At 46.6% G+C, this 21,957-nt stretch carries 23 protein-coding genes and 1 riboswitch; of the genes, 22 read left to right on the forward strand and 1 reads right to left on the reverse strand.

Annotation, left to right across the window (positions count from 1 at the left end; translation table 11 throughout):
* The first annotated feature begins 107 nt into the window (after positions 1-107).
* The 22 genes from tatB to lysA all read left to right on the forward strand — a co-directional run bounded on the left by tatB (position 108) and on the right by lysA (position 20,850).
* Positions 108-440 carry a Sec-independent protein translocase protein TatB gene (gene tatB, locus AWB54_RS15200; RefSeq protein WP_082735990.1) on the forward strand — a complete coding sequence of 111 codons (333 nt, stop codon included), beginning with the start codon at positions 108-110 and terminating at the stop codon, positions 438-440.
* 17 nt (positions 441-457) lie between these two features.
* Positions 458-556, forward strand: a riboswitch (SAM riboswitch).
* Positions 557-622: 66 nt separating this feature from the next.
* Entirely contained in the window at positions 623-3,142 is a 2,520-nt protein-coding gene (locus tag AWB54_RS03415; RefSeq protein ID WP_061213219.1) for a homocysteine S-methyltransferase family protein, read from the forward strand.
* 1 nt (position 3,143) lies between these two features.
* Positions 3,144-4,382 carry a homocysteine biosynthesis protein gene (locus AWB54_RS03420; protein WP_061213220.1) on the forward strand — a complete coding sequence of 413 codons (1,239 nt, stop codon included), beginning with the start codon at positions 3,144-3,146 and terminating at the stop codon, positions 4,380-4,382.
* A 1-nt stretch (position 4,383) separates the two neighbouring features.
* Positions 4,384-4,806: an NIL domain-containing protein gene (locus AWB54_RS03425; RefSeq protein ID WP_061213221.1), complete on the forward strand. Its 423-nt coding sequence runs from the start codon at positions 4,384-4,386 to the stop codon at positions 4,804-4,806.
* A gap of 8 nt (positions 4,807-4,814) precedes the next feature.
* Positions 4,815-5,603, forward strand: a complete 789-nt coding sequence (locus tag AWB54_RS03430; RefSeq protein ID WP_061213222.1) for a UPF0280 family protein — start codon at positions 4,815-4,817, stop codon at positions 5,601-5,603.
* A complete protein-coding gene (gene cysK / locus AWB54_RS03435) occupies positions 5,587-6,504 on the forward strand; it encodes a cysteine synthase A (protein ID WP_061213223.1) in 918 nt (305 codons plus the stop codon). The genes AWB54_RS03430 and cysK overlap by 17 nt, the downstream gene beginning before the upstream one ends.
* Before the next feature lie 17 nt (positions 6,505-6,521).
* On the forward strand, positions 6,522-7,271 hold the full coding sequence (gene nadE / locus AWB54_RS03440; protein WP_061213224.1) for an NAD(+) synthase: 750 nt from the start codon (positions 6,522-6,524) through the stop codon (positions 7,269-7,271).
* Between the two features lie 130 nt (positions 7,272-7,401).
* The gene (locus AWB54_RS03445; RefSeq protein ID WP_061213225.1) at positions 7,402-8,070 is read left to right on the forward strand and encodes a methyltransferase family protein; all 669 of its coding nucleotides are present in this window, start codon (positions 7,402-7,404) and stop codon (positions 8,068-8,070) included.
* A gap of 92 nt (positions 8,071-8,162) precedes the next feature.
* Positions 8,163-8,918, forward strand: coding sequence for a YebC/PmpR family DNA-binding transcriptional regulator (locus AWB54_RS03450; RefSeq protein ID WP_061213226.1), 756 nt, complete (start codon positions 8,163-8,165; stop codon positions 8,916-8,918).
* Between the two features lie 399 nt (positions 8,919-9,317).
* Entirely contained in the window at positions 9,318-9,884 is a 567-nt protein-coding gene (locus AWB54_RS03455) for a BofC C-terminal domain-containing protein (protein WP_061213227.1), read from the forward strand.
* A gap of 674 nt (positions 9,885-10,558) precedes the next feature.
* Positions 10,559-11,077, forward strand: coding sequence for a crossover junction endodeoxyribonuclease RuvC (gene ruvC / locus AWB54_RS03460; protein ID WP_061213228.1), 519 nt, complete (start codon positions 10,559-10,561; stop codon positions 11,075-11,077).
* Between the two features lie 161 nt (positions 11,078-11,238).
* Entirely contained in the window at positions 11,239-11,838 is a 600-nt protein-coding gene (gene ruvA / locus AWB54_RS03465) for a Holliday junction branch migration protein RuvA (RefSeq protein ID WP_061213229.1), read from the forward strand.
* Between the two features lie 12 nt (positions 11,839-11,850).
* Positions 11,851-12,885: a Holliday junction branch migration DNA helicase RuvB gene (gene ruvB, locus AWB54_RS03470; protein WP_174520054.1), complete on the forward strand. Its 1,035-nt coding sequence runs from the start codon at positions 11,851-11,853 to the stop codon at positions 12,883-12,885.
* Between the two features lie 26 nt (positions 12,886-12,911).
* Positions 12,912-13,457, forward strand: a complete 546-nt coding sequence (locus AWB54_RS03475) for an epoxyqueuosine reductase QueH (protein ID WP_061213230.1) — start codon at positions 12,912-12,914, stop codon at positions 13,455-13,457.
* A 77-nt stretch (positions 13,458-13,534) separates the two neighbouring features.
* A complete protein-coding gene (gene queA, locus AWB54_RS03480) occupies positions 13,535-14,593 on the forward strand; it encodes a tRNA preQ1(34) S-adenosylmethionine ribosyltransferase-isomerase QueA (RefSeq protein ID WP_061213231.1) in 1,059 nt (352 codons plus the stop codon).
* 22 nt (positions 14,594-14,615) lie between these two features.
* Positions 14,616-15,725, forward strand: coding sequence for a tRNA guanosine(34) transglycosylase Tgt (tgt, locus tag AWB54_RS03485; RefSeq protein ID WP_061213232.1), 1,110 nt, complete (start codon positions 14,616-14,618; stop codon positions 15,723-15,725).
* A 62-nt stretch (positions 15,726-15,787) separates the two neighbouring features.
* The gene (yajC, locus tag AWB54_RS03490; protein ID WP_235811079.1) at positions 15,788-16,066 is read left to right on the forward strand and encodes a preprotein translocase subunit YajC; all 279 of its coding nucleotides are present in this window, start codon (positions 15,788-15,790) and stop codon (positions 16,064-16,066) included.
* A gap of 4 nt (positions 16,067-16,070) precedes the next feature.
* Positions 16,071-16,730 (forward strand): HD domain-containing protein, encoded by a 660-nt coding sequence (locus AWB54_RS03495; protein WP_061213233.1) that lies wholly within the window; start codon positions 16,071-16,073, stop codon positions 16,728-16,730.
* A gap of 25 nt (positions 16,731-16,755) precedes the next feature.
* Positions 16,756-17,967, forward strand: coding sequence for a protein translocase subunit SecD (secD, locus tag AWB54_RS03500; protein WP_061213234.1), 1,212 nt, complete (start codon positions 16,756-16,758; stop codon positions 17,965-17,967).
* 16 nt (positions 17,968-17,983) lie between these two features.
* The gene (gene secF / locus AWB54_RS03505; RefSeq protein ID WP_061213235.1) at positions 17,984-18,826 is read left to right on the forward strand and encodes a protein translocase subunit SecF; all 843 of its coding nucleotides are present in this window, start codon (positions 17,984-17,986) and stop codon (positions 18,824-18,826) included.
* A gap of 250 nt (positions 18,827-19,076) precedes the next feature.
* A complete protein-coding gene (locus AWB54_RS03510; RefSeq protein WP_061213236.1) occupies positions 19,077-19,379 on the forward strand; it encodes a LapA family protein in 303 nt (100 codons plus the stop codon).
* A 127-nt stretch (positions 19,380-19,506) separates the two neighbouring features.
* Entirely contained in the window at positions 19,507-20,850 is a 1,344-nt protein-coding gene (gene lysA / locus AWB54_RS03515; RefSeq protein ID WP_061213237.1) for a diaminopimelate decarboxylase, read from the forward strand.
* Positions 20,851-21,366: 516 nt separating this feature from the next.
* Here lysA and AWB54_RS03525 read toward each other — a convergent pair.
* A complete protein-coding gene (locus tag AWB54_RS03525) occupies positions 21,367-21,855 on the reverse strand; it encodes a DUF2889 domain-containing protein (protein ID WP_160328899.1) in 489 nt (162 codons plus the stop codon).
* Between the last annotated feature and the right edge of the window lie 102 nt (positions 21,856-21,957).

Below are 21,957 nucleotides of genomic sequence, written 5' to 3' on the forward strand. Positions count from 1 at the left end.
AGTAAAATAAACAAGCAGTAGGCTCTTTTATTTCCCTGGATTGAAGATAAAAAGCTTGAATGGGAAGACAGGGATCAGAGGAAGATTGGATAGGGGGCGGAAGAAAAGTGTTCGGCTTTATCGGTAATATAGGACCCTGGGAGTTAATTTTAATATTGGTTGTTGCCCTGATAGTAGTTGGACCGGGTAAACTCCCGGAAGTAGCTAAATCTATGGGGAAAGCGGCCCGGGAATTTAAAAAAGCTACTACCGGGGTGCAAAAAGAGTTTCAAGATGCCTTAAAGGTTGATGAGAAACCTGCGCCGGCCAAAAAAGAGCCGGAAGCGGTGCCGGAAAAAACTGAAGTTTCCCCTACGGTTTCCCTTGACGAATTGAATGAAATGAGTCTTAATAATAAAGAAAAGGTCAAAAAAGATGACCCCGGAAATACCTTATCATAAGCAAATAAATACTTTTACTCTTATCCAGAGTGGTGGAGGGACTGGCCCGATGAAACCCGGCAACCGCCTGAAAGGTATGGTGCCAAATCCTGCAGGAGGATCCTGGCAGATGAGAGGGGATAGCATATCGGCCCTCTTATATGAGGGCTTTTTTAATTGTATATTTGGGGGGAGGGTTGTTAATGACGGCGAAGCTGTACAATATTCTATCCAGTAGAATTCTAATTCTGGATGGAGCCATGGGAACCATGCTCCAAGAAAGAGGAATGGCCCCGGGGGAGTGCCCGGAGCTTTTTGGGGTTAATAATCCATTGATTTTGGAAGACATCCACTACCAGTATATGGAGGCCGGAGCAGACATTATCCAATCCAACACCTTTGGCGGCAATCGCTTTAAACTGGCCGAATATGACCTGCAGGAGCGGGTAGCAGAAATAAATGCTGAAGCCGTAAGAATTGCTCGCGCCGGAGCCAGGGGAAAGGCCCTGGTAGCAGCCTCCATCGGTCCCAGCGGTAAAATGTTGCAACCCTTCGGGAGTGCTAATTTTGCGGAGCTCTACGCGGCTTTTTCCGAGCAGATGATCAGTTGTGAAAAAGCCGGGGCTGATCTCATATCAATAGAAACCATGACTGATATCGGAGAAATGAGGGCTGCCTTGATTGCGGCCTGTTCCCATACCCGCCTGCCGGTTATTGCTCATATGACTTTTGAGCCTGGGGGAAGAACGTTGATGGGTACTGACCCCCTTACCGCTCTTATTATTATGGAGGCTTTGCAACCACTGGCCATTGGAGCCAATTGTTCCGGGGGTGCCCGGGAATTGCTTCCCATTATAGAAGAAATGGGCCGCTATAGCAGTATATTTCTGTCGGTAGAGCCCAATGCCGGTTTACCCCACCTGCTCGGGGAAAGAACCGTCTTTCCGGATAGCCCGGAGGAAATGGCTGAATATGCCCTGAAACTGAGGGATGCGGGGGCCAATATCATTGGCGGCTGCTGTGGTACCACCCCGGAACATATAAAAGCTATCGCCAGCACTTTAAGGGGACTTTCCCCCCGGATAAGGACAGCCCGTAGAATTAGGGCCTTGGCTTCTCGCAGCCAGGCAGTGGTTCTGGGAGAGGGGAAGCCACTCTCTTTTATCGGAGAAAGAATAAATCCTACCGCTCGCAAGAAATTGGCTCAGGATATCAAAGAAGGCCGTATGCAGATGGTAGTAGATGAAGCCAGGAAACAGGTGGAAGCAGGTGCCGCTATTCTGGATGTAAATATGGGAGTACCCGGAATTGATGAAGCTATGGCTATGAGAGAGGCAGTAGTTGCAGTGCAGGCTGCGGTTGATGTCCCTCTTGCTTTGGATTCCACCAGCGCCCAGGCTATTGAAGAGGGTTTACAAGCCTTTGTTGGCCGGCCTTTGATTAACTCCACAACCGGGGAAGATAAACAATTGGAAATCATCCTTCCCCTGGCCAGAAAATATGGGGCCGCTGTATTGGGTCTCTGCCTGGACCAAAATGGAATCCCAGAGCGGGCCGAGGACAGGGTAGAGATAGCCCGGAAGATTTTTGAGCAGGCGCGGGAGTATGGTTTACGAGAAGAAGATATTTATATAGATTGTTTGGTGAAAACCGCCAGTGCGGAACAATCCCAGGTTATTGAAACCCTGAAGGCTTTGCGGATGCTTAAGGAGGAACTGGCAGTGGGTACGGTGCTGGGAGTAAGCAATGTATCTCATGGCCTGCCCGCCCGTGAGCTATTAAATTCCACCTATTTGGCAATGGCCTGGGCAGCCGGACTGGATTTACCCATAATGAATCCTTTTGACAGCAGAATGATGGAAACTACCAGAGCCGCTGCCGTTTTGCTCAATCGTGACCTTAATTCGCTAGACTTTATTGAAAAATATAAAGACTATAAGGTAAATAAAACCCAGGATTCTACCGGAGTTAGCCGACCGGCTCACCGTATTTGTCAGCAGTGTAATATTCCGGATTTGTTAGATGATCAGGTAAAGACTACGTCAAGCACGGGTAATAAAGCTAAAGAGAAGAAGGTTGAGAAACCGTCCTCCATCCTGGAGATGATCAGCCAGGGAGTCCTGCAAGGGGATAGGGAATTGGTTTTGCAACAGGTGCAAAAAGCCCTGGACCAGGAAGAGATAGCCCCGATGGAAATAGTAAATAAGGCGCTAATTCCAGGAATCGAAAGGGCGGGAGAACTCTATGAGCAAAAAAAATATTTCCTACCCCAGTTGATGTTGGCCGCCGAAAGTATGAGAGATGGCTTTACGCTGGTAAAAACCCGTCTGAGCGGTGAAGCGGAAGAACATAAAGGGCTTATCGTTCTAGCCACGGTGGAAGGTGATATCCATGACATTGGTAAGAACATAGTAGCCATTTTACTGGAGAATTACGGCTTTAAGGTGTTGGATATGGGGAAAGATGTCAAGGCGGAAACGATATTGGATTTGGCCGAAAAGGAGAAAGCCGATATTGTTGCTTTAAGCGCCTTGATGACAACGACCATGCCACGAATGCAGGAGGTGATCCAGGGCGTAAAAGCCCGTGGAATGCCATGCAAAATAATGGTTGGAGGAGCCGTCTTGAATCAGGAATATGCAGATCATATCGGGGCCGATGCTTATTCTGAAGATGCGCGCCAGGCAGTTTTAACGGCCCAAAGGTTAATAGGGGGGAGATAAAATGACAGTGGAAAAAACTTATGAAGAAATAAACGCTCGAATAAAGCGAGGCGAGGCGGTAGTAGTGACCGCGGAGGAAGTTATCGATTATGTGGCGGAGAACGGCTATGAAAAGGCCGTGCAGGAAATTGATGTGGTAACCACCGGCACCTTTGGCCCCATGTGTTCATCCGGTGCTTTTCTTAATTTTGGTCATTCCCGGCCCCGGATAAAGATGAAAAAGGTTTGGTTAAACGGGGTAGAGGCTTATGGCGGCCTGGCAGCAGTGGATGCTTATATCGGCGCTGCCCAATTGCCGGATTTCGATCCGGAAAACAAAGTTTTCCCGGGAAGATTTACCTATGGTGGGGGGCATGTAATCCATGACCTGGTGGCAGGCAAGGAAATCCGCCTGGAGGCTATAGCCTATGGAACCGATTGTTACCCCAATAAAAAAGTAGATACCATAATTACCATCGATGATCTTAATGAGGCCTATATTTTTAACCCGCGCAATGCTTACCAGAATTACAACTGCGCGGTGAACCTGGGAGATAGAATCCTATATACCTATATGGGTATTCTTAAACCGCGGCTGGGCAATGCCAGCTATTCTACTTCCGGGCAATTAAGCCCTTTGCTTAACGACCCTTATTATAAGACCATTGGCATTGGAACCAGGATATTCCTGGGAGGGGGAACGGGCTATGTGGCCTGGAACGGAACCCAGCACCACCCCAATGTACTAAGAGGCGAAAACGGCGTGCCTCAGGTGCCGGCAGGTACTCTGGCCGTAATCGGGGATCTCAAGCAGATGACTCCCGACTGGCTGGTAGGCTTGAGTTTTATTGGCTATGGAGCAACCATGGCGGTGGGAATCGGTATTCCTATTCCAATCTTGAACGAAGAGATACTGCGCTATACCCTGGTCAAGGATGAAGATATATTTTGTCCCATAGTGGATTACAACGAAGGATATCCTTACTCCAAACCCATTGATCTGGGCTTCGCCAATTTTAAGGAATTGAAGAGTGGCCGGATAAAGATTAATGACAAAGAAGTAATTACTACTCCCCAGTCCAGTTATCCCCGGGCGCGGAAGATTGCTACCATACTAAAAGAATGGATACAAAGAGGAGAATTTGAATTGAGCAGGCCAGTTGCCATGCTTCCCTCGGCAGATGCGAACATTGAGTTTAAATCGATTCCTGAGCGCAGTCCCAGTGAAATCTTTTTAAATGGCAGGAACAGGAGGGGTTAAGATGAAAAACAGGGTAGTTTGTTATTTTTCCGCCATTCAGACGGAACAGCCGGTAGTCTACCGTCTTATAAAGAATTATGACTTGATAATTAATATATTGAAGGCGGATATCAACCCGCAGAAAGAGGGCTACCTGGTGGTTGAGATGGAAGGTGAAAAAGACAAATATGAGGGGGGCATAGCTTTCCTTAAGAATCTCGGAATAATCGTTGAGCCCCTCAGCGAAACGGTGCTCTGGCAGGAAGATATCTGCATACAATGCGGGGCCTGTGCTTCATTCTGCCCTACTGAATCGCTTTCCATCGATAGGGATAGCATGCTGGTCTCCTTTGAAAACTCCAAATGCGTAGTTTGCGGTATGTGCTTGGATTGCTGTCCCACCCGGGCAATAAAACTCCATTTTGAAGTCAAGGAGGCTGTTTAAAGCGGCTGATGAATAATGCAGCAAATAATGGTTATGGAGAACGCTATTATCGGGTTCTGCATGCGGCCAACGACCTCAAGTATTTCTCTGTAAAAATAAAGGAATCTGATCTGGCTATTGCTGTAGACCGGAAAAGCTACAGCGATAGCCTGCTGTCATTATGCCAACAAGAATTACATGGCGTAAGAAGGCAGTTGGAAGATTATATTAAGCGGCATCCTGAGTTTATGACCTCTTTTGTTCCCCTCCCGCTTATGCTTGGAGCACCGGAAATTGCCTGTCGTATGGCTGCCGCCGCCGAAAAGGCAGGAGTTGGTCCCATGGCCGCAGTTGCCGGTGCCATAGCCCAGAGCCTGGGGCAGGCTTTGGAGAATCAGGTTGAGGAAGTGATGGTGGAAAACGGAGGAGACATATATCTGCGCTCCAAGAGTGACCGGATCATAGCCATATTTGCCGGCAATTCCCCGTTCACTTACAAGATTGGCATTCGCGTGGAGCCTGGGGAAAGCCCCCTGGGGATTTGCACCTCTTCCGCTACGGTCGGCCCCAGTATTAGCCTGGGAAGAGCTGATGCTGCGGTGATTAAGGCTTATCCTGCTGAACTGGCCGATGCGGTTGCCACCCAGGCCGGGAATCTGGTGCAAAGCAAGGATGACCTGATAAAAGCGATTGATTATGCCAAAGCTATTCAAGGGGTAAGTGGAATATTGCTAATACAGGGCGACAGCATGGCCGCCTGGGGAAAGATTGAGATAATTCCGCTAAAAGGGAGGCAGAAAAATGAAGGTAGTAAATAATGTACTGGAACTAATCGGAGAGACTCCGGTAATCAAATTGAACCGAATGCATGGGGCTGATCAGGCCGAGGTTTATGTCAAGCTGGAAGGATTCAACCCCGGGGGAAGCATAAAAGACCGGCCTGGTCTTTATATGATTGAAAAGGCTGAAGCCCGGGGCCTATTAAAAAAGGACTCAATCATATTGGAAGCCACCAGCGGTAATACCGGCATTGGACTGGCCATGGCCGCCTCCATCAAAGGATACCGTATTTTGATTGTCATGCCGGAGAACATGAGTGAAGAGAGAAAAAAGATTTTAAGGGCTTACGGTGCAGAACTCCTGCTAACCCCAGCTGCAGAAGGCATGCCCGGAGCAGTGCGGCGTGCCCGGGAACTGGCCGCTAGTGAATCCAGCTATTTTTTGGTTCAACAATTTGAAAACCAGGATAATGCAGAAAGTCATGAAATGACAACGGCTCAAGAAATTTTGCGGCAGATGGAGCATAAACTGGATATCCTTATTTGTGGAGTAGGGAGCGGGGGAACCCTGAGTGGAACCGGCAAAGTCTTAAAATCGTCATTACCCGGCATAAAAATCGTTGCGGTTGAGCCGGCACAATCAGCAGTTTTAAGCGGAAAATCGGCTGGTGTTCACAAAATTCAAGGAATTGGGGCAGGATTTATTCCACCCGTGTTGAATATTGAAATGGTTGACCAGATAATTCCCGTTAGTGATGAAGATGCCATCGAAACCTGTCGGCAGATAGCAAAAAAGGAAGCTTTGTTACTGGGAATATCATCAGGTGCAGCAATATTTGCCGCTTTGAACCTGGCCCGGGATATGGACCCGAGCCAAAAAATTCTGGCTATTGCACCCGATGGAGCAGAGAAATATATGTCAACCGAATTGTTTGACTAGAGGAGGAGTTGGGGAGAATGAATCCCGAAGCCGTAGTGAATTATTTAGTAGAATGGTCTCGACAGAAAGTGAGGGATGCAGGTGCCCTGGGACTTGTTTTAGGGGTGAGCGGTGGAGTTGATTCGGCAGTTGCGGCTATTATTGCCAAGAAAGCATTCCCCGAGAATTGTATGACTTTGTTGTTACCCTGTGAAAGCGATGTTGTTGATCGTATGGATAGTCAAGCTTTAGTGGAAAAGTTTAATATCCCTTATAGAATTATCGATTTGGATAATGCTTATCATTTGCTATCCACCCAGTTTGAATCCTATCTAAAGTTTGAAGGCTTAAAGGGCAAACTGCTGCGGGGTAATATAAAGTCGCGGCTCAGAATGATGGCTCTTTATTATTCGGCTCAGGCCAGAAACTACCTGGTTTTGGGTACCAGTAACAAAAGTGAACTTTACGTAGGCTATTCAACCAAGTACGGAGATGCTGGGGTTGACCTCCAGTTGTTAGGGGATTTACTAAAAAGGGAAGTATACGAACTGGCACAGTTTTTGGATGTTCCAGAAAGCATAATTAATAAACCGCCCTCTGGTGGCTTATGGTCAGGACAGACGGATGAAGGGGAAATGGGCTTAACCTACGAAGAACTGGATAATTATCTGGCAAGCGGTGAAGGAAGCCTTGAAGTTATTAATAAAATCGAGGGCATGATGGCTGGCAGCCTGCATAAGCGTAATATGCCCCCGGTGGCTATTATCTTTCCTGAATTAAGAGATTAGGAATTAGTCGTCGGATATCAGACGTCAGACATCAGAAGGGAAAGTTAGCCATCAATCGTCATTCGTCAGACATCAGCTGGTGCCCCTTGGGACATGGGGGGTAGTTCAAAAGAGCAGGAGGAATTAAGATTTGAGTCCTCGCAAGCGTCAAGTAGCTATTCGTATGCTAATTTTCCTGGCGGTATTTTCCTACATCGGATACATCGCCAGTCAGCGATTGCCTTCCTTTGATTTTTGGGTCATAATGGGCTTCTTTGCCCTTTTTTTTACCTGGACGATAATTGAAACCATTATATACCGGGAACCACAGACCCGGGTAGTGGAAGACGATGATCAAAGGTCCTATCTTTACCTGCAGCTTTCTTCCATGCTGGTTTTATTCGTTGCTTTGCTAGATTTTCTGGAGTTTAAATGTACCAGAGTTACTTTATTGGAACCGGGAATAACGATATTGGGCTTTATCTTTTTTATAATATATATAACAGTCCGCTACCAGGCCATTATCCATTTGGGTTCGTATTATAATCCCCGGGTAGCACTCTATGAAGAACATAGTCTGGTTAAAGAGGGACCTTACCGAAAAATCAGGCATCCCTTTTACCTAAGCGCCTTGCTTAGTGTTTTATCCCTCTCTTGCATCTTCAATTCCGGAGCGGCTCTTTTATTAACTGTGCTTGCAGTTATTCCGGCCATAGTCTATCGTATTAATATAGAGGAAGAATTCCTCCTGGAGCATTTTGGTGAAGAATATAAGCAATATATGGAACAAAGCAGTAGGATAATTCCAGGAATATGGTAAATAAACAGATGTCCCCTTTGTTTAAGCAATCGAGAAGCTTATCAAGCACAGACCTTAAGAAGGGGGATTAGACCAATAGGGGGGAAAAGATAATGGCAGGACACTCCAAATGGGCTAATATCAAGCATAAAAAAGCCCGCTCGGATGAAAAAAGAGGAAAAGAGTTTACCAAGATAGCTAAAGAGATTACTATCGCAGTGCGTAGTGGTGGTAGCGGAGATCCTGAGGCCAATTCCAAATTGAAGCTGGCTATACAAAAAGCCAAGGCTATAAATATGCCTAATGAGAACATCAATCGCGCGGTTAAGAAAGGTACCGGAGAAATTGACAGCGAGACCATCGAAGAAATAATATATGAAGGCTATGCCCCCGGGGGAATAGCGGTAATGTTAGAAATTGCTACCGATAATCGCAACCGAACTGCTTCGGAAATCAGGCATCTTTTTTCCAAAAACAACGGGAATCTTGGTGAGAGTGGTTGTGTAGCCTGGATGTTCAAACGAGTAGGCTTAATTAGCATAAAAAAGGATAAGCTGAACCTGGATGAAGAAGAATTTATGCTAATGGTATTGGAGGCAGGTGCCGAGGACGTCAGGGAGGAAGATGAGGAATATGAAGTCTTGACTTTACCGGAAAGCTTTATGCAGGTAAAGGAAGCGATGGAAGAGGAAAATCTTCCCATAGAAGAGGCCGATATAGTAATGCTGCCGGAAAATACGGTTGATATCACTGATGTTGATATGGCGGGAAAAATCATCAAACTCATTGAGCTTTTGGAAGATCACGATGATGTACAAAATGTCTACACCAATATGTCTATTCCTGATGAAATAATTACCGCACTCTAGGTGTCAAGGGGGTCCTTTTGACACCCTCCCCGTCCCTTACTCTTTACTTTTCTTACTACCCTGCATGGCCGGGAGCCACAAGCACCGATGAAAGGTGAGTTAGCTTGTATAATAAACTGGGGTATGAAATAACCCCATTCCTCTCCCGATGCCTGACGACCCAACTTTTCTTACTATAACGAGTGAAATGTGTCCCCCGCTAAGCGGTCAGGTTCCTATTAAGAAAACAGGCAGCGGGCTCTAATCCCCTGCCTCGTTGCAGCGCTGTCTTGAAACTGCTCCGCAGTTTCTTCCGATGCTTAAATTTAGATAAAAGTCTACTAAAGCGGGAAACTTCCCGCTTTAGTTTTGTATAAAAAAGAGAAAAAATGGAAAACATAAGCTGCAGAGGTGATGGCAATGAAAAGAACTTTTACCGGAATCACTCTGCTGGGTATATTAATAATGGTTTTTCTGAGCGGTTATTTTATTGGCAGTCATAAAGTATTGGAAGTCAGGCAGAAACCAGTGCTGGGAATTGATGATAAAAGCAAGATTGAGGAGCAGCGGATAAATGAGAAAAGCCAGATAGTAATGGAGAAGGAATACAAGCGTTGCCAGCATGTGGTAATATCCGATTTTGAACCCAAAGAGCAGTTGCTGGGTAAGAGTTATTCGGAAATAAGCCGTATTTATTCACCACAAAATGGTTTTACAGTTAGTCTGCAAGACGACACCCTCTGTATTCATCAGATAATTGATGATTGGTGTCCGCTGGATAAGGAGAAATATCGGCTTAAGGAATACCAGGGTAAACTTGCCGTTTATCAGGGACCGGATGAAGATAATGAAGTGCTATTGAGAGTGACATCTATTAGCATGGAGACTTTGCCTGCAGAGATTCAAAGCGCAATAAGGGAAGGCAAGTATGAGTTTAATAATGAAGAACTGCTTAATGACGCCCTGGAAAACCTGGACGAGTATTAGTGTGCTGAAACCGCTCCGCAGTTTTAAATAAAGACTCTACTGCAAAAACCCTTCTTGTTGCATAAGGGTTGTATAAATATACAAAGCGAGCGTTGGTGAAGCGTGGATGCAGCACCCTGCGGGTACTCCTGGTGTTCCACCCTGCGGGTGTCACTATTAAGGTTGCCGACCAGGATGGGAGATTAGCGCGGTACCCCTTGAGCCGCGAGACAAGCCGCAGGTGTTTGCGAAGCGCCCTGTCGGGCACAACTGATGCTCCCTGCGGTCGCTATTAAGGACGCTGGAGCGGTATATTTATGCAAGACAATGCATATCTATAGCTTTTTGCAGTGACATCAAATAAGAATTAGTAAATGAAGTTAGGAGTAGGGTCCTTATACCCATGGGGGGTTAATTTAAAATCAGGTTTTAATTTTCTTGGAAGATAGGACAGTGAAAAGAGTCCTATCTTCTTTTTTATTTGAAAGAAAATTGAGGAGTAAGGGGAAGGTGTCAAAAGGACCGTCCCCTTGACACCCAGAGTTTATTCATGGAACTCAGGCTGATTTTAGAGTATTATAGTATTTAGTTTGTTGCTTTATGCAACAGTATCAAAAAGTCTGGAATGCAAAATAGCTGACGACTTTACAATATTTCGTTAGAGAGCTTAACATGGCAAAAGGCAAGGTGAAGCAATGAAGGTTCTGGGAATTGACCCCGGTACGGCCACGACAGGTTACGGACTCATTCGCTCGGAAGCGGGACGAGTTATGGCAATTACATATGGCACAATAGTTACCCCCGCTCAGCTGGAGATGCCTTTAAGGCTCAACCAGATTTATGAGGAACTACAAGATTTATTAATGGAATATAAACCTGATGCGGTAGCAGTGGAGGAAATATTCTATCACCGTAATTCCAAAACAGTTATTACTGTAGCTCAGAGCCGGGGAGTAATCCTGATGACGGCGGCGAATGCCGGTATGCCAGTCGCGGAATATACTCCTCTGCAGGTCAAGCAAGCGGTGGTGGGCTACGGTAAGGCGGAAAAGAAGCAGGTGCAACTTATGGTGCAAAAGATTTTGGGCCTGCAGCAATTGCCCCGACCGGATGATGCTGCTGATGCTCTAGCTGTTGCTATTTGTCATCTGCATTCCTATCGTTTGTCTTTTCTGACGGGGAGTTCAGCGACAAAGGCCGGAGAAAAAAGATAGCACTCTACGGCTGGTCAAAACCAGCCGATGAATCAAGTTTGAATTGACTAAAAAAAGCGTTGAAATAGAACTACAGGCGATCATGCCATTGCTAACAGTATTATCGTATCAACGATCCCACACTGCCTGCTACAGCTCATTTGTTGAAATGGAGGCCATATATGATTGCATTTCTTAAGGGTGCTGTTTCTGAACGGCGACCGGACAGTATAATAATTGATGTTAATGGGGTAGGTTATGAGGTGAATATTCACTCCCGGCTTTTCCCCCGTTTACCGCAAAGAGGCGAGCCCATACTTATCCACACCTTCCTGCAGGTACTGGAAAACGAGTTCAAACTATTTGGTTTTCTCGATCAGGACGAACTCAGGCTCTTTAAGACCTTACTCTCGGTTTCCGGGATAGGAAGCAAGGGAGCCCTGGCGGTGCTGTCAACTATGGAACCACTGGTCTTTTACCGGGCTATAGCCAGTCAGGATGAAAAGACCCTGCTTCGTATACCGGGTGTGGGTAAAAAGACCGCTCAGAGGATGATTTTCGAGCTGCAGGATAAAGTCCCGGAATTAAAGCTGGTTGAGGTGGAAAAGGAGCAGCGACCGCTGTTGGATGAGCTTATGGAAGCCCTGGAAATACTGGGGTACAGCCGCAGCGAAGTCCTGCCTGTCATTATGGATTTGAACAGGAATAAGCAATTAGGAACCAGTGTAGAGGAAAATATCAAGCTGGTTTTGAAGGCTAAGGCGCAGGAAATGAGACGCTAAAAAGGGGGGAGTATGCTGGAAGAGAGACTTATTTCTTCTCATCTACTGGACGAAGATGACAACAACGAAAATTCAATACGGCCCGGGCGCTTATCCGAATATATTGGACAGGAAAAGGTAAAGGAAAATGTAGAGGTATTTATCACAGCCGCGCGGGAGCGGAAGGAAAGCCTGGATCATGTCCTTCTCAGTGGTCCTCCGGGTCTGGGCAAGACCACTCTGGCCAGCATAATAGCCAACGAAATCGGCAAGCCCATCCGCAAGACCTCGGGACCAGCCATTGAGAGACCGGGAGACCTGGCGGCTATTCTTACCAATCTGGAACCGGGTGAAGTTTTGTTTATTGATGAAATTCATCGGCTGAACCGTAATGTGGAAGAGATAATGTACCCGGCCATGGAAGATTTCGTCATAGATATAATTATTGGCAAAGGCCCGGCAGCCCGCACTCTTCGCCTGGACCTGCCGCCATTTACCTTGATTGGAGCCACTACCCGTCCCGGGCTTTTAAGCTCGCCTTTGCGCGACCGTTTTGGCATAAACTGCCGGTTGGATTTCTATACACCGCTTGAACTTGGCGAGATAATCCTGCGGGCAGCCCGAATTCTGGAGATTAGTCTGGATAAGGAGGGAGCCGCGGAAATAGCCGGGCGTTCCCGGGGAACGCCGCGGGTGGCCAATCGTTTGTTGCGGAGGGTAAGAGACTACGCTCTGGTCAAAGGTAATGGAAATATTGATTTTTCTCTGGCCAAATGGGCCTTGGAGATGCTGGAAATAGATGAATGTGGATTGGATGTAATGGATAGAATGATTTTGGAAGCAATTATCATAAAGTTCAGCGGGGGACCGGTTGGCTTGGATACCCTGGCGGCTTCAGTTTCGGAAGAATCGGATACCATTAGCGATGTTTATGAACCCTATCTCTTAAAGTTAGGATTTATCCAGAAGACTCCCCGGGGGAGGATGGCTACCGAGCACGCCTACCATCACCTGGGCTATCCGCTGAAAGGGAATTTGCAGGGAAAAGGGCTGTTTTCGGATGAATAGGCGGTCTGCTTATTGGGGGTAAAGGCATGAGCAAAGTATTGTTGCATATTTGTTGTGGGCCTTGTGCCAGCTATCCCGTTCCGCGTTTGCGGGAGGAAGGCTTCGAGCTGATGGGCTATTTCTACAACCCCAACATCCATCCCTTTACGGAATACCAGAAAAGAAAAGAAGCCCTGGAGGATTATGCCCGGCAGGTTGAATTAAAGGTTATTTTCGAGCCTGATTACAAGCCGGTAGACTATTTTCAGAATATTACCTACCGGGAAAGCCGCCGCTGTTTATTGTGTTATCAAATGAGATTGGAACAGGCGGCCCAAATTGCCCGCAAAGGGAAATTCGATTATTTCACCACCACCTTGCTGGTGAGCAAGTACCAGAAACATGAATTAATCCGGGAAATAGGGGAAGCTATAGGGGAGAAGTATGAGCTGCCTTTCTTGTACCGGGATTTTAGAGAGGGTTTCCGTCAGACGGGGATTATAGCGCGGGAAATGGGTCTGTACCGCCAGCAATATTGCGGTTGCCTGTACAGTGAAATGGAGCGTTACCAGTCTTCCCGCAAGAAAGCTTGATAAAAGGTGAAAGTTAGATGGAAAATATGGCCCGCCTGGTATTGACCTTGATAATAAATATTTGGAGTCACAGATAAATGCTACATGACAAAAATGATGATATTTACCGGCTATCCACCTATCACTATGATTTACCCCCGGAGCTTATTGCCCAGTATCCGGCGGAATACCGGGACAGTTCCCGCTTGCTGGTTCTGGACCGAAAGAGCGGAGATTTAAAAGACCGGGTCTTTAAGGATATAGGCCAGTACCTGAAAAAGGGTGATGCTCTGGTATTGAATGAAACCCGGGTTATACCGGCGCGTTTTTTTGCTTATAAAGAAAGCGGGGCCAGGGTGGAAATACTACTTCTAAAGAAGCTTGGTGATGATTGGGAAGCTTTGGTAAAGCCGGCCCGGCGGTTGAAAGTCGGCAGCCGGGTTTTTCTTTCCCCGGATCAACCGCTGCTCATTGAAATAGTAGAAGAGTTAGAATTTGCCGGTGGACGCCGGGTCCGCTTTCTAAATGGTATTAATGAGGATACCTTGTTGCAGGAACAGGGGCATATCCCTCTGCCCCCCTATATCAACCGCCCTGATGAAGAACTGGACCGGGAAAGGTACCAGACGGTTTATGCCAGTAAAAGCGGTTCCGTGGCCGCACCTACAGCGGGCCTGCACTTTACCCCCGATTTGTTAAAAGATATTGCTCTTCAGGGGATTAATATTGTGCGGATAGTCTTACATGTGGGGATGGGAACTTTCCGACCGGTGAAGAACAAAGATATTCGCCAGCATACTATGCATCTTGAGTATTTCGAGGTAGCAGAAGAGGCGGCGGCCTTGCTTAACTTAACCCGGGAAAGCGGAGGACAAATAGTGGCGGTGGGAACAACGGTGGTAAGAACTCTGGAAAGCGTTTATAATGAAGATTGTGGTTTTGTGGCCGGGAAAGGTGAAACGAATAAGTATATTTTTCCGGGATACCAATTCCGGGCCATTGATAAATTGTTGACCAACTTTCATCTCCCCGCTTCTTCCTTGTTGATGCTGGTAGCGGCCTTTGCGGGAACTGAAAGCACATTGGCGGCTTACCGCCACGCGGTGGAGAATCGTTACCGTTTTTTTTCCTACGGAGATGCCATGCTGGTGATATAACGAGGTATTGAGGCTGAACTGGATGTTTAAATTTGAACTGCTGCAAGAGGATAAGACATCTGCGGCCCGGTTGGGCCGCTTAAGCACTGCTCATACTACTGTGGATACCCCAATATTTATGCCGGTGGGTACCCAGGCAACGGTCAAAACCCTCACCCCCGAGGATTTATATGAAATCGGAGCCGGTATTATTTTGGCCAATGCCTATCACCTGTACCTGCGTCCCGGTTGTGAACTGATACAACAGGCCGGCGGCCTGCATCGCTTCATGAACTGGAAGAAAGGTATTTTGACCGACAGTGGGGGATTTCAAGTCTTTAGCCTGAGCAAATTGCGTGATATTAACGATGATGGAGTCTGGTTTCATTCCCATATCGATGGTTCGCGCCATTTCCTCACTCCCGAAAAGGTAATGGAGATTGAAGCAAAACTCGGGGCGGATATAGCCATGTGCTTTGATGAGTGTGCTCCCTACCCTTGTAGCTATGAGGAAGCGGAAAAGGCGGTGAAGAGGACCAGTCTCTGGGCCGGGAGGTGTAAAAAGGCTCATAATAATGATAAGCAGGTGTTATTTGGGATTATACAAGGCAGTGTTTATCCCGAATTAAGGGAGAGGAGTGTGGGAGAGCTGGTTGCTCTGGATTTCCCCGGCTATGCAATAGGTGGTCTGAGTGTCGGCGAACCCAAGGAAATGCTCTATGCTACCCTGGAAGTAACCACCCGGATCTTGCCCCGGGAAAAGCCCCGTTACCTTATGGGAGTGGGTGCTCCCGAGGATTTGCTGGAAGGGGTCAGGCTAGGAGTGGATATGTTTGATTGTGTTTTACCGACCCGGCTGGCCCGGCATGGAACAGCCTATACTGCCGGGGGTAAGATAACAGTACGCAACGCTCTTTATGCGGCGGATTTCTCTCCCCTTGATGCGGGCTGTAGTTGTTATGTATGCCAAAATTATAGCCGGGCCTATATCAGGCATTTGATTAAGGCTGAGGAAATATTGGCTCAGCGATTGATTAGCTATCACAATCTATTTTTCCTGTTCCAATTAATGGCCGGTATTAGAGCGGCCTTAGCAAAAGGAGAATTCCCCAGCTTTTACCGGGAGTTTTTCCATAATTATATCAGCGTTTAGAAGGATTTAAGCATTGAGCGGCGAATATTATTAAAGTTTTACTAAATTTAAGGAGTGATAATTTGGCTGCACAGGGAAGTTCGGAATGGATGACAATAGCTATTTACTTTGGTTTGTTCCTGGCCATATTCTACTTTTTCCTCATCTTGCCCCGGAAAAAGCAGGAGAAGAAACATAAGATAATGGTAGAAGAATTGAAAAAAGGTGACCGGGTGGTTACCATAGGCGGCATTAGAGGAGAAATTGGCCGAGTCAAAGAGGACACAATTATGCTTAAAGTCGCTGATAATATGGAAATAGAAATGGTCAAAAAAGCGGTGGCTTACAAGGTTGAGGAGTAGTTTAATGGTAACTCTTAAAGATGTCAGATCCAGCCCCATAATCAACACTTTTATTCAAAAAGGTAATGAGCATTTGGGCGTGATGGGATACACCGACCATGGCCAGCTGCACCTTTCTCTGGTATCGGCTTTGAGCAAGGATATCATGATAAAGCTGGGCTACGATGAACGCCTGGCCGAACTGGCCGGGATTGCCGGCTATATGCATGATATAGGTAATGTAATTAACCGTATCGGCCACAGCCAGAGTGGGGCCTTGATGGCGATGGAGATACTCCGGCGGATGGGTATGGTGCCAGAGGAAGCAGCTATAATTACTGCGGCCATAGGCAATCACGATGAAGGCAGCGGTCATCCGGTAAACGAAGTGGCGGCGGCCTTGATACTGGCGGATAAATCCCACGTTCATCGCAACCGGGTCAGGAATCCGGATGTAGCTACTTTTGATATACATGACCGGGTTAATTATGCCGTGGAGCGCTCTACTTTGAATATTGATGAAAACGAGAAGGTTATTACTATGGAACTCGTAATTGACACCAGTATTTGCCCGGTAATGGAATACTTTGAGATTTTTATGAGCCGTATGCTTTTGTGCCGCCGGGCGGCCGGTTTTTTAGGTTGTGAATTTGAACTGGTGATAAACGGGGTGCAATTACTATAATTAAGGAGTTCTGAAAGGAGGATTTTTGAAGTTGCAAAAGAATTTCAGCGTTGCAGTAATTCTAGCTATTATTGTAGCCCTTGGTGCTTTGACCTATTTTGCTTACCATCCCATTTTGAAAAACTTGAATCTTGGATTGGATCTAAGGGGTGGGCTGCATGTGGTTCTGGAGGCCCAGGAAAAAGAGGGGCAGAAGATAAGCGCCGATACTATAAACAAGGCCGTAGGTATACTTAGAAACCGGGTGGACAAGCTCGGGGTCAGTGAACCGCTGATTTATCCCCAGGGTGAACGCCGGGTGGTGGTGGAACTGGCCGGGATAGATGATCCGGAAGAAGCGGTAAATATAATTAAAAACACGGCCCAGCTTGAGTTCTGGGATGAAAGCGGCAAGGTGCTGGTAACCGGAAAACACCTGAAGGAAGCGCAGGCCAGAGCCAGCGGTGAAGGCCAGGGTTTTGAAGTTGCCATTGACTTTGATAGAGAAGGGGCCAAGCTTTTTGCTGATGCTACCACCGCCAATGTCAATAAACCGCTGATGATAGTTATTGATGGCAAGGTCATCAGTGCTCCTACTGTATCCGGCCCGATAACCGATGGAAGTGCCAGGATAACTGGTAACTTTACCGCCAAGGAAGCAGAGAACCTGGCAGTATTACTGCGTTCCGGTGCTTTACCGGTTTCATTTAAGATACTGGAGAAGAGGACAGTTGGTCCTACCCTGGGAAGTGATTCCTTGAGTAAGAGTGTGAAAGCTGGAATCGCCGGTCTTATTGCTATTCTGATTTTTATGCTGGGGTATTATCGTTTGCCCGGGTTTATAGCCGATATTTCCATAGTTCTTTATTCGATTCTGGTTTTAGGTACTATGACCCTGTTTGGTGCTGTATTAACCTTGCCAGGGATAGCGGCCTTCGTATTATCTATCGGTATGGCGGTTGATGCCAATATCATTATTTACGAGAGAATCAAGGAAGAATTGCGCTGGGGCAAGACCCTGAAGGCTGCCATTGAAGCTGGATTTAATCGCGCCTTCTGGACCATATTCGATGCCAACCTGACCACCTTGATTGCCGCTTTCGTCCTGCTCTATTTCGGCAGCGGGCCAATCAAGGGGTTTGCCGTAACTCTTTCCATAGGTATTATTGCCAGTATGCTGGTAGTACTTACCTTTACCCGCTATTTGCTGGTATTATCCGCTGATTTGTCCAAGAATCATAAACTATATGGGGTATAAAAAGGAGGTGTAAAGAGTGCAGTTTATACAGAACAGAAAGTATTCTTTTATTTTTTCCACCATACTTATCATCCTGGGACTGATTTCCATATTCGTACAGGGGTTCAAACTGGGCATTGATTTCGAAGGAGGCTCTCTTTTACGCTTCAAGATGGATGCGGCGGTTTCTTCGGCTGAGGTTCGCTCAACTATTGAGGAGTTTAAGTTTATTGATCAGGCCTCTATTCAAAAAAGCGGCAATGAATTCCTAATCCGTACCCGGGAATTGAATCAGGAACAGACGGAGCAGATTAATAAAGCATTTGCGGCCAAATTTAAAAATGTGGAGTACCTTAGTGCCGAAAGCGTTGGAGCTACCATGGGCAGTGAATTGACCAGAAACGCCGTTCTCTCGGTACTAATAGCTATGCTATTGATGCTGGTATACATCAGTTTTCGCTTTGAGTGGACTTTTGGAGTTGCGGCTGTAGTGGCTTTATTCCATAATGTCTTGATAGTCCTGGGGATATTCTCCATCTTTCAATGGGAGCTTGATGGAGCATTTATTGCAGCCATACTTACCATAGTAGGTTATTCCATAAATGATACCATAGTTATATTTGACCGGATTAGAGAGAATCTGCGGCTAAAAACGAGGGATGACCTGACTACTTTGCTTAACAAGAGTATTATGCAGACTATGAACCGCTCGGTAAATACGGTTCTTACCGTATTATTTCCCCTGGTAACCTTATACCTTTTTGGCGGTTCAACTATTAAGATTTTTGTTTTAACTATGTTGATTGGCTTTGTTGTTGGAGCCTATTCATCCATATTTATTGCCAGTCCTTTATACTATGATATAAAGCAGAGGGCATAGGACGGAAGATGGAATGGTAGTGTTCCTTTACCCTGCATCCTGCACCCTGTCGGGTACTCCTGGTGCTCCACCCTTCGGGTGTCGCTATTAAGGTTGCACTCATGAGGGATTAGTTCAGCTTTCCTAAAGACTGTAATGAGGGACTTTAACCAGGTCTTAAAGGGATTTCATTAATGAAGTCCCTTTTTTACTCAGTGAAAATATCTGTGCGGACTGGGTCGTTGTAAAAGAAGCGGAAAGGGGACCGTATATGCGCGCGTATTTGTTTATTGCCCTGTTTATCGCTCTTATAACCGGAGTATTTATTTTCCAAAATACCGCTGTGGTGAAAGTACATTTTTTAAACTGGGTTTCACCGGAAATTTCCCTGGCCCTGGTTATATTACTGACTTTGTGTAGTGGGGCTTTGCTCACTTTTCTCCTGGATAGTGTACGCTATTTTCAGATTGCCAGTAAAATTAGGGAACTTACCGTCAGCAATAAGAAATTGCAGATGGAGATTGACAGATTAAAACTTCAGCAAAAAGATGAGGAGGGGAAAAAGGAGATGTAATGGCTGACAGCAGGGAATAGATAAAAAATACTTGTATAATGTATTCTTACCGCTTGCTGTTGACGCTCCCCAGGGTTGGATGATAAGATGACCACAATTTATTTGTGTTTGGAGAGGTGTGAAGGAGTTGTATTTGACGGGAACCATGAAGATAAATAGCCAGGGTCATTTGGAAATCGGCGGGATGGATACAGTGGATCTGGCCCGCGAATTTGGCACCCCCCTGTGGATCATAGATGAGGAGGGATTCCGGCGAAATTGCCGGAATATAAAGGACGCTTTCTCGCTCTATGGTGATTCCCAGGTGCTATATGCCAGTAAGACCCTTGCTACCATGGCCATTTATAGGATAGTGGAGCAAGAGGGCCTGGGCCTGGATGTGGTTTCCGGAGGCGAACTTTATACGGCGTTAAAAGCCGGTTTTCCCATGGAAAAAGTCTATTTCCACGGCAACAACAAGAGCCGGGAAGAATTGCGCATGGCTATCCGTGTCGGGGTAGCCCGGATAGTAGTGGATAACTTTTATGAATTGGAACTTTTAAACCAGCTTTGTACTGAGGAGAACTGTCAACAGGAGATACTCTTGCGGGTTACTCCCGGAGTTGAGGCCCATACCCATGAATATATCCAAACCGGGCAGATTGACTCCAAGTTTGGTTTTACTCTTACTGATGGGCAGGCGCTGGAAGGGGTCAAGAAGGCCTTATCCATGCCTGGAATTAAGCTGGTTGGCCTGCATTGTCATATTGGTTCACAGATATTTGCCATGCAATCCTTTCGATATACCAGTTCCGCAATGATGGATTTTTGGGCGGAAATAAAGAGAAGAAGTGGATGCCAGTTGGAGGAACTGAATTTGGGAGGGGGTTTGGGTATTTACTATGTTGCTGGAGATGAACCCCGTAAAGCGGAAGAATGGGCCAAGGCGGTTATGCCGGTAGTCCAGGAAAAAGCCCGGCAGCATGGACTAAAAGTACCCCGTATTATTGTTGAACCCGGGAGAGCTATTGCTGGCCCGGCTGGATTGACCCTTTATACGCTCGGCTCATGCAAAGAAGTTAAAGGTATACGCAAATATGTGGCCGTAGATGGGGGGATGACCGATAATCCCCGCCCGGCTCTTTATGCGGCCAAATACCAGGCCCTGCTGGCCAATAAAGCGGAAGAAAAACCCGTAGAAACGGTATCTATCGCCGGTAAATGCTGTGAATCAGGGGATATGCTAATTTGGGATATAAAGCTGCCCCGGGTGGAGGCAGGAGATATCCTGGCGGTTCTGGCTACCGGGGCCTACAACTATAGCATGTCCAGCAACTATAATCGCCTGCCCCGACCAGCTATGGTGCTGGTCAAGCAGGGTCAGGCGGAGTTGATTATAAAACGAGAAGACTATGAGGATTTACTGCGTAACGACCTTATCCCGGAAAGGCTTAAAGGAGCCTGCCAGGGGGACGTTTCGTTTGTCTTGTGAGCAACGACCTTATTCGTCCCCATGATACATATATTAATATCCATTAGCTTGTATAAATATGATTCCACTGCAAAAAGTAATAATTATGCATTAGCTTGCATAAATATTCCGCTCGCAGTCTATGCATGGGCAACACCAACGGCTTGTCTCGCGGCTCAAGGGGTACCGCGCCAATCTCCCGTCCATGGGAGGCAACCTTAATAGTGACACCCGTAGGGTGGAACACTAGGCGTACCCGAAGGGTGAGGCGCTCTCGCGACATCCTGTCGCTCGCCCCCTTTCGCCTGCTCGTCTTCGCCGGTGCAACCTTAATAGTGACATCCGAAGGATGGAACATCAGGAGTACCCGAAGGGTGAAGCATCCATGCTTCGCCAACGCTCGCTTTGCATATTTATGCAACCCCATGCAACAAAAAGGGTTTTTTGCAGTAGAGTCAATCCTTCTGCATCAAAAGGGGTTTTTGCAGTGAGTCATCCTTCCGTCATCCGCCTTCCGCCTTCTGTCATCTGCTCATACTATTTCTTGCTCCTGAAGGCTGTCTGGATTTCTTCCTGGGAGTTTTCGAAGACACCCGGCTGGGAAAAGAATATGCACTGATCCTGGTACATCCGTATCCAATCATTCCAACGCTGGGTATAATCCGCCGTTTCCACCCATTCCGGCTTGTCGCGGGAAGCGGCCTGCACCAGAGCTTTTACCGAGTTCATGACCAGCTCGCCCAGATGAACACAGCCTTCTTTCTCCATAATATTCTCTGTAACTATGCGGTTAAATCCGGGACCTACAGTGCTTCCTACAATACGGTCGATACTTTTTAACCCCTGTGGACAGATGGGAAAAGGAGTACTCTCAGCCCAGGCTTCAGCCTCAATAATTTTAAAGCTGTCAAAATCAAAAACCAGACGGCAATGAATATTATGCAGATCATCTTTCCATTGCCCCTTAACTTCAAAGCCGGTATTAAAAACCGCTTCAACGCTATACTTCTCTATTTTCTCATACACTTTCCCAGTAACCCCCTGCCGAAAAAAATGCTTGCCCATAATTATAGGAAAGTTGCGGATTAAAAACAATAGTTTTTCTGCTTCTGAGCGCATAACTCTGCA

It is taken from the genome of Syntrophomonas wolfei subsp. methylbutyratica (assembly GCF_001570625.1).
Classification (GTDB): domain Bacteria; phylum Bacillota; class Syntrophomonadia; order Syntrophomonadales; family Syntrophomonadaceae; genus Syntrophomonas; species Syntrophomonas methylbutyratica.